General features: G+C 42.7%; 8 protein-coding genes. 5 read left to right on the forward strand and 3 right to left on the reverse strand.

What is annotated here, in order from left to right; genetic code table 11:
• The first annotated feature begins 13 nt into the window (after window positions 1-13).
• Genes FO440_RS09405 through FO440_RS09415 form a run of 3 tightly spaced genes read left to right on the forward strand, consistent with a single transcriptional unit; the run spans window position 14 to window position 6,309 of the window.
• Window positions 14-2,209, forward strand: a complete 2,196-nt coding sequence (locus FO440_RS09405) for an alpha-N-acetylglucosaminidase (protein ID WP_144247936.1) — start codon at window positions 14-16, stop codon at window positions 2,207-2,209.
• 12 nt (window positions 2,210-2,221) lie between these two features.
• Window positions 2,222-5,170 carry a beta-galactosidase gene (locus tag FO440_RS09410; RefSeq protein ID WP_144247937.1) on the forward strand — a complete coding sequence of 983 codons (2,949 nt, stop codon included), beginning with the start codon at window positions 2,222-2,224 and terminating at the stop codon, window positions 5,168-5,170.
• Between the two features lie 11 nt (window positions 5,171-5,181).
• Window positions 5,182-6,309, forward strand: a complete 1,128-nt coding sequence (locus tag FO440_RS09415) for an acyltransferase family protein (RefSeq protein WP_144247938.1) — start codon at window positions 5,182-5,184, stop codon at window positions 6,307-6,309.
• Window positions 6,310-6,569: 260 nt separating this feature from the next.
• On the opposite strand, the gene FO440_RS09420 is transcribed toward FO440_RS09415, so the two are convergent.
• Together FO440_RS09420 and FO440_RS09425 are read right to left on the reverse strand one after the other, a co-directional pair.
• Window positions 6,570-7,304: a LytR/AlgR family response regulator transcription factor gene (locus FO440_RS09420; RefSeq protein ID WP_144247939.1), complete on the reverse strand. Its 735-nt coding sequence runs from the start codon at window positions 7,302-7,304 to the stop codon at window positions 6,570-6,572.
• Entirely contained in the window at window positions 7,301-8,365 is a 1,065-nt protein-coding gene (locus tag FO440_RS09425; protein ID WP_144247940.1) for a sensor histidine kinase, read from the reverse strand. The genes FO440_RS09420 and FO440_RS09425 overlap by 4 nt, the downstream gene beginning before the upstream one ends.
• 271 nt (window positions 8,366-8,636) lie before the next feature.
• Here FO440_RS09425 and FO440_RS09430 point away from each other — a divergent pair, with 271 nt between their 5' ends.
• On the forward strand, window positions 8,637-11,465 hold the full coding sequence (locus FO440_RS09430; protein WP_144247941.1) for a TonB-dependent receptor: 2,829 nt from the start codon (window positions 8,637-8,639) through the stop codon (window positions 11,463-11,465).
• 59 nt (window positions 11,466-11,524) lie between these two features.
• On the opposite strand, the gene FO440_RS09435 is transcribed toward FO440_RS09430, so the two are convergent.
• Entirely contained in the window at window positions 11,525-11,989 is a 465-nt protein-coding gene (locus tag FO440_RS09435; protein WP_144247942.1) for a DoxX family protein, read from the reverse strand.
• Window positions 11,990-12,184: 195 nt separating this feature from the next.
• Here FO440_RS09435 and FO440_RS09440 point away from each other — a divergent pair, with 195 nt between their 5' ends.
• Entirely contained in the window at window positions 12,185-13,285 is a 1,101-nt protein-coding gene (locus tag FO440_RS09440) for a permease (protein WP_144247943.1), read from the forward strand.
• The last annotated feature ends 2 nt before the right edge of the window (window positions 13,286-13,287 follow it).

The following is a 13,287-nucleotide window of genomic DNA, read 5'->3' on the forward strand; positions in this document are numbered from 1 at the left end:
GCTTGTACGCTCAATGAAAAAAAGCCTGATCATATTTGTTGTTTTTGTATGTAGTTTAAACGTTCATGCCCAGGTCGACCAAAAGGCGGTGCATGATTTTATTGAGCGTGTTGTTCCCGGTAGATCAGGGTCGTTTCTAATTGAATCCATTGCACAGGATAACGGTAAAGATGCCTTCGAGTTAGACAACCACGATGGTAAAATAATTCTGCGCGGCAGCAACGGGTTATCAGTTGCCGGGGCCTTAAATTACTATCTTAAAACTTATTGCTTTGCAGATATCGGGTGGAACGGCACAAATTTAAATTTGCCTGCAAGCCTGCCAATGGTTAAAGGCAAGGTTCATAAATCAACTCCATACCAATACCGCTATTACCTCAATTACTGCACTTTCAATTACTCCATGGCCTGGTGGGACTGGAGTCGCTGGCAAAAGGAAATTGATTGGATGGCGCTGAATGGTATCAATATGCCGCTGGCTATTACCGGCGAAGAAGCCATTTGGCAGGGCGTTTATAAAGACATGGGTTTTACCGATAAACAATTGGACGCGTTTTTTTGCGGCCCTGCTTATTTTTCGTGGTTTTGGATGGGTAACCTGGATGCCTGGGGTGGCCCGCTGCCGCAAAACTGGATGGATACCCACAAAGCACTACAAAAAAAGATCCTGGAGCGCGAAAGATCCTTTGGCATGACTCCGGTGTTGTCCTCGTTCACCGGGCATGTGCCACCATCGTTTAAAGATAAGTTTCCAGGCGCTAAGGTTAAAAAGACCAACTGGGGTGCCGGTTTCCCTGATGTATATATCCTTGACCCGGACGACCCGATGTTTGAGACCATCGGCAAAAAATATATCGATGCACAGACAAAAGAGTTTGGTACGGATCACTTGTATTCGGCCGATACGTTTAATGAAAACACACCGCCAACTAATGATTCTACCTATTTGGATGGCATGAGTAAAAAGGTTTTTAACTCGATGGCTGCTGCCGATCCGAAAGCGGTATGGGTAATGCAGGGTTGGATGTTTCATTATAACAACCAGTTTTGGCAGCCACAGCAGATCAAGGCCTTATTAAATGCTGTCCCCAATGATCAGATGATCGTACTGGACTTGTACAGCGAGTCGCACCCGGTTTGGAACCGTACCGAGGCTTATTATGGCAAGCCCTGGATCTGGAGCATGCTGCAAAACTTTGGCGGCAATATCAGTTTGTTTGGCAGAATGCGCCACGTGGCCGCCGACCCGGCAATAGCGTTGCATGACCCCGAATCGAAAAACTTAAAGGGCATAGGCCTTACTCCCGAGGGGATAGAGCAAAACCCCGCCTTATTTGAGCTGATGCTGGAAAATGTATGGCGCGATACACCTATTGATGCTGATGCCTGGGTGAGCGATTACGCGCGCAGGCGCTACGCGCAGGATAACAGCCAGGCAAAACAAGCATGGCACCTGTTATTAAACAGCGTTTACAGCAGCGGACTTAGTGAGGGTGGACCAGAGTCGATCATTGTAGCCAGGCCAACCATGAAGCCGACCATTGACAGGGTATTGACCCAGTTAAGTTATGACCCCAAGCAATTAATAAAAGCCTGGGGATTGCTCATAAACGCTGCCGACAGCCTGAAACAAAGTGATGGTTTTCAATATGACCTGGTGGATGTAACTCGCCAGGTACTGGCCAACTATGCCCTGCCTTTACAACAAAAAATGGTTGCCGCCTACAAATCCGGCGATAAGCAAGGCTTCAAAACTAACAGCACCGCCTTTTTGCAGTTAATGGACGATATAGATGCTTTACTAAGTACCCGCAAGGATTTTCTGTTAGGCAAATGGATCAGCGATGCGCGGGCCAACGGGATCACCGAAGGTGAGAAGAACCTGTACGAACTTAACGCCCGCGACCTGGTAACTTTATGGGGCGATAAAGAAAGCGAGCTGCGCGAATACTCAAACCGCCAATGGGCAGGCTTGATAAAAGGATTCTACAAACAACGCTGGCAGCTTTATATTTCGGCCTTAGATAAAGCAATGGCAGCAGGCGCTACGTTTGATGATAAAGCATTTGATAAGCAGGTGAAGGACTGGGAGTGGGGCTGGGTGAACAAACATGACAATGCTTATCCTGATAAAATAAAAGGCGATGCCGTTGAGCAGTCAAAATTATTATTCGCAAAATACAACAACATCATACAACAATCCTATTAATCCCCAATACAAATGACCCGGAGTCTTTACGCGTTTTTAACAATACTCATCTTATTAAACTTTTCTTTGACGGCCAATGCCCAGTCAAACGACCATATTTTCCCGGCATCGGCGGCAGCCAAACCATATATAGATTTTGACAGCAAAGGTTTTTTGGTTAACGGCAAACGTACGTTCATTGTATCGGCAGGGTTAGAATATGCCCGCATTCCGCACCAGCTTTGGTATGACAGGTTGATGAGGATAAAACGCGCCGGCTTTAATTGTATTGAGATCTACACCATGTGGAACTTCCACGAGCCAACCGAAGGCAAATTCGATTTTACCGGCGACCGTGACCTGGGGGCTTTCCTTAAATTAGTTAAAGATCTGGGCTTGTATGCCATAGTGCGTGTCGGTCCGTATTATTGCGCCGAATGGGACCTGGGCGGTTACCCGATATGGCTCAAATTTAAAAAAGGTGTAAGCGTACGCGAGGATAATAAACCTTTTGAGCAATATGTGGATCGTTTCTTTGACCATTTGTTGCCGATAGTATTTAAAAGTCAGATCAACAATGGCGGCGCGGTAATACTGGTGCAGTTAGAAAACGAGCATCCAAAAAGCTGGGGCGATATAGTGGTAGACGGGTATTTTAAAAGCCTGCAGACAAAAGCCCTGCAATTGGGCCTGCAAGTACCTTACTTTTTCAGTGGTTTACACCATGGCAGCGACCCTGCGGGCGATGATCAACTGGATGACGTAAAAAGACCCAACCCATGGATGTCGACCGAGTTTTGGAGTGTTTGGTACTCGCAATACGGCGCAAAGTCGGGTGATGATGACTTGTATGACAGACGTACCTGGAAAATAATTTCGCGCGGTGGTAACGGCTACAATTATTACATGGCACATGGCGGTTCAAACTTTGGTTATACCAATAATGATGAGGACGCGGCATCGTACGATTACGGTTCGGCAATAGGGCAGACCGGAGATCTGCGGCCATTGTATTACACTTTTAAACGCGCGGCATGGTTTTCACGCAGTTTTGAAAATGTGTTGGAAAACGGTACAGATGCAACCTCGGCTTACCCGCATGTAGCAAGCGATTCGGCGATAAAAGTTACCGCAAGGACAAGCCTGGCGGGCGATATCATATTTCTGGATAATCCCGGCAAAAAAGAGGTGAACACAGGTTTGAATATCAGCGGTGCCGAAAGCCTTACGGCTGATAAAAAAATCACGATCAAGCCGGGAGAGATCTATCCGTTAGTTCACAACTTTAAAATAAACGGTGATGTTACCCTTAACTGGGCGCTTACCCGTGTTTTTGCTGTGGTGAAACAAGAAAATACCACTACGATTATTGTTGATGCCGAGGAGAAGTCGCCAGTGTTATTGCAATTCGGCGTGAAAAGTGGAGCTTTATCAACATCGTCCGACGTGAAAATAAGTAACGGCACGGCAACCATCAATGAAACTATGCCATCGGCAGCAAAACCTGTAACCTATACTTTTAAAAGCGGCAATCAAACCATCCGCATTTTAGCCATGAACAGGCAACAGACGAATAAAACGTGGATCACCGAAATAGCCGGCAAAAACTATATCATTAGTGGGTTAGCCTATGTTGGCGACGCGTCGATAAAAGATCAGCAACTGCATATCACTACAGAAACGCCATTAAAGCAAAACGGTCAGCAAGTTGCCGTTTTGTATACAGCTAATGCGGCAATTCCATTTAATGTTGGCGCCGTGGCAGATCAAACGGTTAAAAATATAACGCTGAATAACTGGGAATACAAAAGCGGGGCATTATCTGCTGCTACAACGGTAAATACAAGCGGCTGGCTTAAGTCAAAAGATCCCCAGCCTATGGGTGCTGATGGCGATATCACTGCCGATGCCTGGTACCGCACAACTGTAACCGCGCCATCAGAAGGTAAATACACCTTACAGATAAAAGGCAACGGCAGGGGGCAGGCTTTTGTTGATGGTAACCTTGCCGCCACATGGAACTTAAGTAAAAATGAGGTATCGTTAAACCTGAAAAAAGGCAAACATACGCTGGCTATTTTCACCGCGCATGATGGCAGGGATAAATTGGTGTCATACATCGGGCCGATAGATAAGATCGATAACAAAGGGGTGTCCGGCAGCGCCGTCATCAAAAAGGGCGGTCCTTTTATTACGGGGTTAACCGATTGGTATTTTGCTAAAGCGACTCAAAAGAGTGATGTTAAATTGGGACCGATAGCTGACGCGTCAGCCTACAAAAAATATAAAATTGGCGATGATGCCTTTAACCGGAAAGAAGGTTACGGTTGGTTTAAAACTACTATACCGCAACAACCTGCAGGTACCGCAAAAATAACCTTGTACTTTAAGAGTGTTGACGAAAATGCCACGGTATTTATTAATGGCAAAGAAATGGCCCATCATGAAGGTTGGGATCAGCCTTTTGAGGTAGCTATTAACGATGCCGAAGCCTTAAAAAAGCCGTTAACCTTGAGCGTATTTATAGAAAATCATTCTAACGAGGGCGGGATAGATCAGCCTGTTAAAATTAACGCTATCGGTGATGCTACTGCTGTAACCGGATGGGAACTGAAAGGTGGCCCGGGCGATGCGTTGAGTGTTAAAGGTTGGGCAAAACTTACACAAGTTAAAGAAACCAGCGGGCCTGTTTTTTACCGTACCACATTTAGTGTACCGCAGGTAAAAGACCGTACACTGATCTGGCGTTTTGATCCTGTAGGATTAGGCCACGGGTCGGTTTGGGTTAACGGGCATAATTTAGGCCGGTACCCTGAAAAACTGGATATGAAAAGCCTGTACATTCCTGAGAGCTGGTTAAACGCGGGTGTGAACCACCTGGTGGTATATGATGAGGATGGCAAACCGATCAGCAAGACACAGGTAGTTACCGAGCCTGACGCGAACAGGAGTGTAGTTAACGTTACCGCTAAACTTAATTAATACATTACCATATGGCTATAGCGACCGAAAGATTTACAGCACTTGATGTTTTCCGCGGGATGACCATTTGTTTTATGATCATTGTAAACGCGCCCGGATCAGGGGCCGATGTTTGGGCACCGCTTGACCATGCGCCCTGGATAGGTTTTACACCAACGGATCTTGTATTTCCATCTTTCTTATTCGCTGTGGGTAACGCGCTTAGTTTTTCAAAAAAGAAATTTGAAACCGATGCTGCCTTTATCGGCAAGATCTTAAAACGCACGGTCATTATTTTCCTGTTAGGCTATTTAATGTACTGGTTCCCCTTTTTTCACCGCGAAGCTGGTGCGTGGGTGTTTAATCCGTTAAGCCACACCCGGATAATGGGGGTTCTGCAGCGTATTGCCCTGTGTTATTTTTTTGGCGCTTTGATAGTTCATTATTGTTCGCAAAAAATGTCCATCATTATATCCGTAGCGCTGCTGATAGGTTACTGGGTTTTCCTGCTGTTGTTTGGCGAAACAGGGAAGGAATATACCATGCTTGGAAACGCGGGTACACGTATGGATATAGCCATTTTAGGTAATGACCATTTGTACCATGACAAAGGTGGCCCTATAGCCTTTGATCCCGAAGGTTTCTTGAGTACCATGACCGGTATAGTGAACGTGATCGGTGGTTTCCTTGCAGGATCATTTATTCAGCGTAAGGGTAAAAACTATGAATCGGTTGCACGGCTGTTTATGTGTGGTGTGTTACTGATCGCTCTGGCTTTATTCTGGGCCCAGTTTTTCCCGATCGCCAAAAAATTATGGACAAGCACATTTGCTTTACTGACCATTGGTATAGATCTTTTACTATTGGGTTTTATGGTTTTTGCTATCGAAATAAAACAAATAAAAAGAGGGACTAAGTTTTTCCTCATTCTGGGCCGTAACTCGCTGGCCATATACTTACTGTCAGAATTGATGCTTACTGTTTTCCAGACGGTTTGGGTAAAGCCACAGCTTAGCTTTTACGATTGGATAAACCAGGTGTTTTATCAGCGCCTGTTCCCCGGTGCGTTTGGTACTTTAGTATTTGCAATTTGTTATACGATGCTTTGCTGGTTAGTTGGCTATGTGCTTGATAAAAGAAAGATCTATATCAAGATTTAATTTGTTTAATGTGCCGGATAATCTAAATACAGTGTTTTAGTGTTTTGGGAAATTAATCAAGGCAAAAAATCAAGGCAAAAAATTAAGGCAAAAAAAATCCCCGGTACCACTACCGGGGATAAACCTAAACCTTATCACAGAGTCAATAGCTTGACTTTATGACTACTAAATTATAACAAGTAAATCATAAAAATTACATGTATCGACAGAGAGGGTGTTTTTGCCGACGAAAGCCTTAAATGTGGCCGACGATATTTCTACTATCCCCATTTTTTTACAAACTGGTTGAACGTTTCTTTGTATTGGTCGCCAACGGTAATGTTTATATTATTGATATTAATGGCGTTACGGTTAATGGCGTTGATCTTGTCAAGCGCTACAATATAAGATCTGTGTACGCGCATAAAACGACTGGCAGGCAGCTTCTCTTCCAGGGCTTTCAGGCTGGTTAATGACATCACCGGCTTTTCGCCGTTATTTAGCCAAACCTTGACATAATCTTTTAACGATTCAATATAAACTATATCCTTAAAAGCTATCCGCATTAATTGATACTCCACTTTTAAAAACAGGTAATCATTCTCTATCGACTCTTTTTCTGTGATGGTAGTACCGGGCTTGTTTACCAGCTCATAATAAGCCATTGCCTTATGTGCCGACCGTAGAAACTCTTCATAGTTAAACGGTTTAAGCAGGTAATCAAGGGCATCAACCCGGTAACCCTCCAATGCAAACTGGTTATACGCGGTAGTGAATATGATGCGGGGCTTATTAGGGCTGTGGTCAAGTACCCGTGCCAGTTCAATACCGTTCAAATCAGGCATTTGAATGTCAAGGTACATTACATCAATTTTTTGCTGATGGATAACTTTCAAAGCCTCAATAGCGCTTGAAAATTTACCCACAAGGTTTAAAAAGGGTGTCTGTTCAATAAATGCGCAAACCAACCCCAGGGCCAATGGTTCGTCATCAACAGCAATGCAGTTTAACATCATGATAAATTAAGTGTAAGGTGGACATGATATTCATTGGCCTCGACCAGTTCGTCTATTTTTAGTTTATAATCCCCGGGATATAAAAGGTCTAACCTGCGCCGGGTATTGTTAAGGCCGATGCCGCCATAAGCGTTCAGGTCTGCGCTCTGAATTTTACTTACAGAATTGGTAACAAACAGCTCTAACATCTTATCTTTTTGTGTGATCAGGATATTGATATAGCTTGGATCTGTAGTGCTGATACCGTGTTTAAAAGCATTCTCTACAAAAGGCAAAAATATCATGGACGCAATAGGCATATCATTTAAATTATCCGGCGACTCGAAATTTATTGTAACCGCGTTGGTAAGGCGTAATTGCATTAAACTAATGTAGTCCTTAATAAAGACAATTTCCTGGCTGATCAATTGATCGGCCTGCGGGGTTTCATACAACAAATAACGCATCATACGCGAAAGCTGGTGAATTGCCTTGCGTGATGTATCTGCGTCTACATAAGTAAGCGCGTAAATATTATTTAAGGTATTAAAAAAGAAATGCGGATTGATCTGCGCCTTCAAAAAGGAAAGCTCTGACTGCGTTTTTTCCTGCTTTAACACCTGGTTATGCATTTTGTCTGCCTGCCATTTTTGTACAGTAGTAATACTGATGCTGATACCGAACATTAAGGCCACAATCATAAGGGTAATAAAGTCTATCCTCGGGTGCTTATCGTGAGGGCCGTGGTGATGAAACGCCGCATCCATGATCACGTGCATATTGAGCCACCTGTCAGTATATTCATTTATCAATAAAATAGCCGCTGTGATCAGCAAGATTATGCCGAGGTAATACCCGATACGATTTTTAAGCAGGAACCGCGGCACTAACACCATGGAGTTTAAATAGAATGCTATTACCAGCATAACCAATACCACGCTTTGTTTTATCCAAAACTGGTAAGGCACGTTCATGCCGCTGGTTAATGGCAGATTAAATAACAGCACTAATGCAAATACCAACCAAACCAATATCTGGATTAATATGGAAACTACGCCCGCCCTTGATTTTTGTATGATCATTCCTCACTATCCCGGCATTTTAACAGCGCGGGATTAAACAATATTACAAATGATTGTGGCTTGTTTCAATTAAAATCTATCAGCACGGCATATTTACCGATGGATGAATAATTATCATCTATAAAAAAGTAATAGGGAGGCTTTCAATAAGAAAGTGTTAAGTAACAGGATAAAAATAGCCTTCTATCGGTTAACTCCGTCTGTCTGTCTATTTCAATTTTATAGACGTGGGCAATTGTTTTGCTTTGGGGTATTAAAGCAAGGTTATCCCATGAAATTAAGCTGTATTTTAACGCTGCTGGCGTTTATAACTATCACAAACGTTTATGCGCAAACAGGGCGTACAATTAAAGGTTCGGTTACCGATACGGCAAAAGTATCTATACCCGGCGCTACGGTAAAGCTATTTACCGATAAGGACAGTATTACCACGATTGCCGATGTTAACGGACAGTTTAGCTTTCCGGCAGTTAAAGTCAACCAGTTTAGCCTGGTAGTTTTTTCTATTGGTTATGACGCGTTAAAACGCCGGATAATTTTAGATAGCGCCAATACGGCTGTGATGCTCAAGCCTATCATGCTAAAAAACTCGTCGACTACATTAAATACGGTAAATATTGTTGGGATAAATCCGGTTAAGCTAAAAGAGGATACGGTTGAGTTTAACGCGGCTGCCTATAAAGTTCGTGACGGGGCAATGGTAGAGGATGTGATCAAGAAACTGCCGGGTGCCGATGTAGATAAAAACGGTAACATCACCTTCCAGGGAAAGACAGTGAGTAAGGTACGGGTGAATGGGAAGGATTTCTTTGGAGGTGATGTAAAAACCGCTACACAAAATTTACCTGCCAATGCGGTAAGCAATGTGCAAATGATCAATGACTATGGCGACCAGGCTAACCTGACAGGTATCAAATCCGGCGAACCCGAAACCGTTTTGAACATTAATGTAAAACCCGGTAAAAATAATGGTCGTTTTGGGCAGGTAAGCGCAGGCGGCGGCGCAGATGCCTTACCGCAGGTTGACGGCACAACTAACAAAGGTCGTTACATAGCCCAGGCCAACATTTTTAGATTTGATGATAACCGCCAGATAGCGATTTTAAGCAATTTGAATAATACCAATACCAGCCTGTTTAATTTTGGCCCTCCCGGAAGTGGTAACGCGCCAACAAACGGGATCACTACTGCGCGTTCTTTAGGGTTTAACTATCGAGATAGCTGGGGTAAAAAAATAACCGTTTATGGCAGCTATAGCTTTGCAGATAACTCGGTAGACCTGGTGAGTTCAGTTTTGCAAAATAACCTGTCGACAACCAGCCCTACCACCAATACGCAAAACAGCACCGAAAAAAACTCGAAAATAAATCACCGCTTCACTTTTAATATGGAGTATAAAATTGATACGGCCAATTATTTAAAGATCAGTCCTTCATACTCATACGGTGGTACAAACAACAACGCCAACGGCAGTAACCTTTTGGTGAGCGATACGGCTACGCTGTCAAATTATAGTTATAAAACATTAAGCAATTCGTCAGCCCCAAATTATGGGATTAATGTATTGTATAATCATAAGTTTATTAATTCGCACAGCAATTTCAGTATTGATTTTGGCGCAGGGCGATCAACCAGCAGGGCCTATCAAAATCCCGTATACACTTACATCAATACAGCTGCTACCGCGCCTTTAAGTCAGTTTATCAATACCAACAGCCATACAGACACCCTTGGAGCAGCAGTATCTTATATTAATCCGTTGAGCAAGCGCTCATATTTTGAGGTGAATTACAACTACCACCGCGCCTATACCACTGCCGATAAGGTAACTGATACCTCTACAACAAATAATATCCAAGACAATTACGCGATGCTGAGTAATAATTACAACTTTACTTTAACTACTAATCGCTTTGGGTTAAATTATCGATTTATTGAGAAGAAGTATAACTACGTAATAGGTGTGGTAGCACAACCTTCACTGCTGGAAGGATATTCGCCGACCACCGGCCTTACTACCAGTAAAAGCACTTTTAACTTTACGCCGGCAGCGCATTTTGTATATAATTTCTCAAGATCACAGTCATTGAGTGCCAATTATAGCGGTACTACGGTGTCGCCAACTTTTTCTGAATTGCAGCCGGTTACCGATTTCTCAAACGCCGCGTACCCCATTACCGGTAACCCTGACTTGAAGCCCGAGTTTAACAATAGCTTCTCGTTACGATATAATAAATTCAATTTTGAAAGTGGTAATGTGTTTTTCGGCAACCTGTCGTTTGTAAAAACCAATGATAAAATTGTATCAAACACCATCACTTATCCGGCAAATTATACGCCTAATACCAAACTTTCAAACACAGTAGCTACCCAATATTTAAATGCTGATGGTTATTATTCTGCATCGGGCTTTTATGTATTCGCCAAACCTTTTGACGACCGTAAATACAACCTGTTTTTTATTGGTAACATAGCTTACAATAACAATATATCATACGTGAGTACTGTCGCACCCGAAACGTTTGCTTTGACCACCGAAAAAAACATAGCTAAAAACCTGGTTTACACACAGGGGCTAAAATTCAGGATCGATATTGCCGATGTAATAGATGCTGAACCAAATACCAGCTATAGTATCAACTCGTCAAAAAACTCATTGACCCAACCGGGGATAAACGATAATTTCAGAACCTGGACCTTAGGGCTAACCGGCAAAAACTATGTGTTCAAAGACTGGACGATAAGCTATGATTACAACAAAACATTCTACTATGGATACAAAGGTTCTACAAACCCAAATATCTTTAATACATATATTGAGCGTCGCTTTTTACCTAATAAACTGGCAACGGTTCGTTTATCGGCATTTGATCTGTTTAATCAGAATACAGGTTATACCAGCACCCAAAACGGTAATTACATAACACAATCAAATGTAAACAGGTTGGGCAGGTATTATATGCTAACCCTTACGCTGCGCCTGCAAAATACATCCGGAAAAAACAATGACCGTCATATGGGCCCTCCTCCGGGCGGCGGCCCTCCGCCCGATGGCGGCGGACCGGGTGGGGGTGGCCCTCCGGGCGGTGGGTTTAACTAACTGTCATCAGGTTGTTAAGATAAATATCTCCGATAAAGCATTGTTGATTTACTATCGCGTTATGAAGATTTATGTTCCTTATCGTCAGGAAACAGGTTTTTTAAAACATTATCAATAGAGAGCGGGCCTGAGCCGATTACTGTAAAAAGCATCAGCAACGCCAGTACCATAATGGAAAGCCAAAGCTCTGAGTTTACATAATAACTCATGATGTTCACAAAAAATACCGCGCCAAATACTACCGGGATCTGCAGTATGGCGGCAAGCCGGGTAAATAACCCGAGGAATATCAACACGCCGCCGATCATGTGCACCAATGTAACGTAATGAATAAGCCAGTCAACGGCTTCAGGCGACCAATTGAACGTGTGGGTGCTCATGATTTTGTCCATTAAAAAAGAATGCTGATTTAAAAACACGGATCCTTTTATTAGTAAAAAGATACCTAACAGCATGCGGATCAAATCCAGTATTTTGGGGTGATGCGAATCGCCCCAGGTTTGGACATTATTAATGACTTTCATGGCTAACAGGTTAATTGGATATCAAATTTAACGAATAAAAATTTAAATATGATGTCACATTATTTCTCCCAAAAGCATCTTCAAAAAATTAAGGCACTGTAAATTAGGTGTATCGAAATAAAATATTATATTGCATACAGTTATTCCCCAATCCAATTTAAACTAAGCCGTACAACGCGGTAATTTATTGATTAAATGAACAAAGAGAATGTAATAAAGCTGGTTATGCTACTGGCTTTTCTTGCCTTGTTTTTGCAAGGCAGCAGGTTTAAAGCCGAAGCAAAAAAAGTGGTTTGTGTTGAGGGTAAATGCCAAAAGCCCCATGACCACGGCGAGTTAAATTTCCATGAACGCTTTCACGTAACACAGGCAGACATTTACCCAACCGCGGTATTAAAATCATGCGCTAATTTTTGGGAAGCTAATGCCACCGGGATGACCTTCGCGGTTATTATTGGCGCAGCCGCGCTTTCATTGGCACTATCCTATAAAAAATTTGATGTCCTGCTACAGTTAAAAGGTGTTAAAGGTGCTACCATTGGCAGTATTATAGGAATGCCGCTTAATATGTGTGCCAATTGTTCGGCTGTTACCAGTATGAGTCTTACGTCTCAAACAGGCAGTTCTGAAACTTCATTAGGCATTATAATGGGTGGTGTACTGCTTAATTTTATTGGTATTGTAACCATGTTTGGCATATTTAGTCCGGCAGTAGTTATATCAAGAATTGTATTCAGTATTTTAATGATAACTGTTGTGGTGCCCTTTGTATCAAAAATGGTTGCCCCGGGTGTTGAATCTCCCGTAATGAAAACGGCATTGCTGGATCAGATCACTTGTCATTTTCCTGAAAAATCATTCCCTGCAACTATCTTAAAATCTTTTGAAGACTGGATGATCTCGGTTGGCAGTATAGCTATCAAACTTATCCCCTTAATGTTATTGGGTACTCTTATTACTTCGTTGTTTAGGGTGATATTTCCAAATTCATATTTCGAGCATATAGAGAGCTACAGCCCTATACTGGTTATTGTTATCATATCTTTTATTGCTACACTATTATCGGTGCCGGTATTGTTTGAGATCTTATTAGGGACAGTACTGCTGCACCTCGGTTTTTCAAACGGCCCCATCGCCTCAATGGTGTTTGCCGCACCTGCATTCGGATTATTTACCGTTGTACTTACCAGGAAAAAATTAGGAGGTCTTAAAGTGCCTGTAATTTTATTGGTCATTACTTTTTTATTTGCTGTAGGAGCGGGGCTATTGGCTGATTTTTTAACCAAATTCTTTTAATC

It is taken from the genome of Mucilaginibacter corticis (genome assembly GCF_007558865.1).
GTDB lineage: Bacteria > Bacteroidota > Bacteroidia > Sphingobacteriales > Sphingobacteriaceae > Mucilaginibacter > Mucilaginibacter corticis.

What these genes read in the sequence shown, in the direction of transcription:
- FO440_RS09405 (WP_144247936.1), top strand. Translation starts at nt 14, where the DNA reads ATGAAAAAAAGCCTGATCATATTTGTTGTTTTTGTATGTAGTTTAAAC.
- FO440_RS09410 (WP_144247937.1), top strand. Translation starts at nt 2,222, where the DNA reads ATGACCCGGAGTCTTTACGCGTTTTTAACAATACTCATCTTATTAAAC.
- FO440_RS09415 (WP_144247938.1), top strand. Translation starts at nt 5,182, where the DNA reads ATGGCTATAGCGACCGAAAGATTTACAGCACTTGATGTTTTCCGCGGG.
- FO440_RS09420 (WP_144247939.1), bottom strand. Translation starts at nt 7,304, where the DNA reads ATGATGTTAAACTGCATTGCTGTTGATGACGAACCATTGGCCCTGGGG.
- FO440_RS09425 (WP_144247940.1), bottom strand. Translation starts at nt 8,365, where the DNA reads ATGATCATACAAAAATCAAGGGCGGGCGTAGTTTCCATATTAATCCAG.
- FO440_RS09430 (WP_144247941.1), top strand. Translation starts at nt 8,637, where the DNA reads ATGAAATTAAGCTGTATTTTAACGCTGCTGGCGTTTATAACTATCACA.
- FO440_RS09435 (WP_144247942.1), bottom strand. Translation starts at nt 11,989, where the DNA reads ATGAAAGTCATTAATAATGTCCAAACCTGGGGCGATTCGCATCACCCC.
- FO440_RS09440 (WP_144247943.1), top strand. Translation starts at nt 12,185, where the DNA reads ATGAACAAAGAGAATGTAATAAAGCTGGTTATGCTACTGGCTTTTCTT.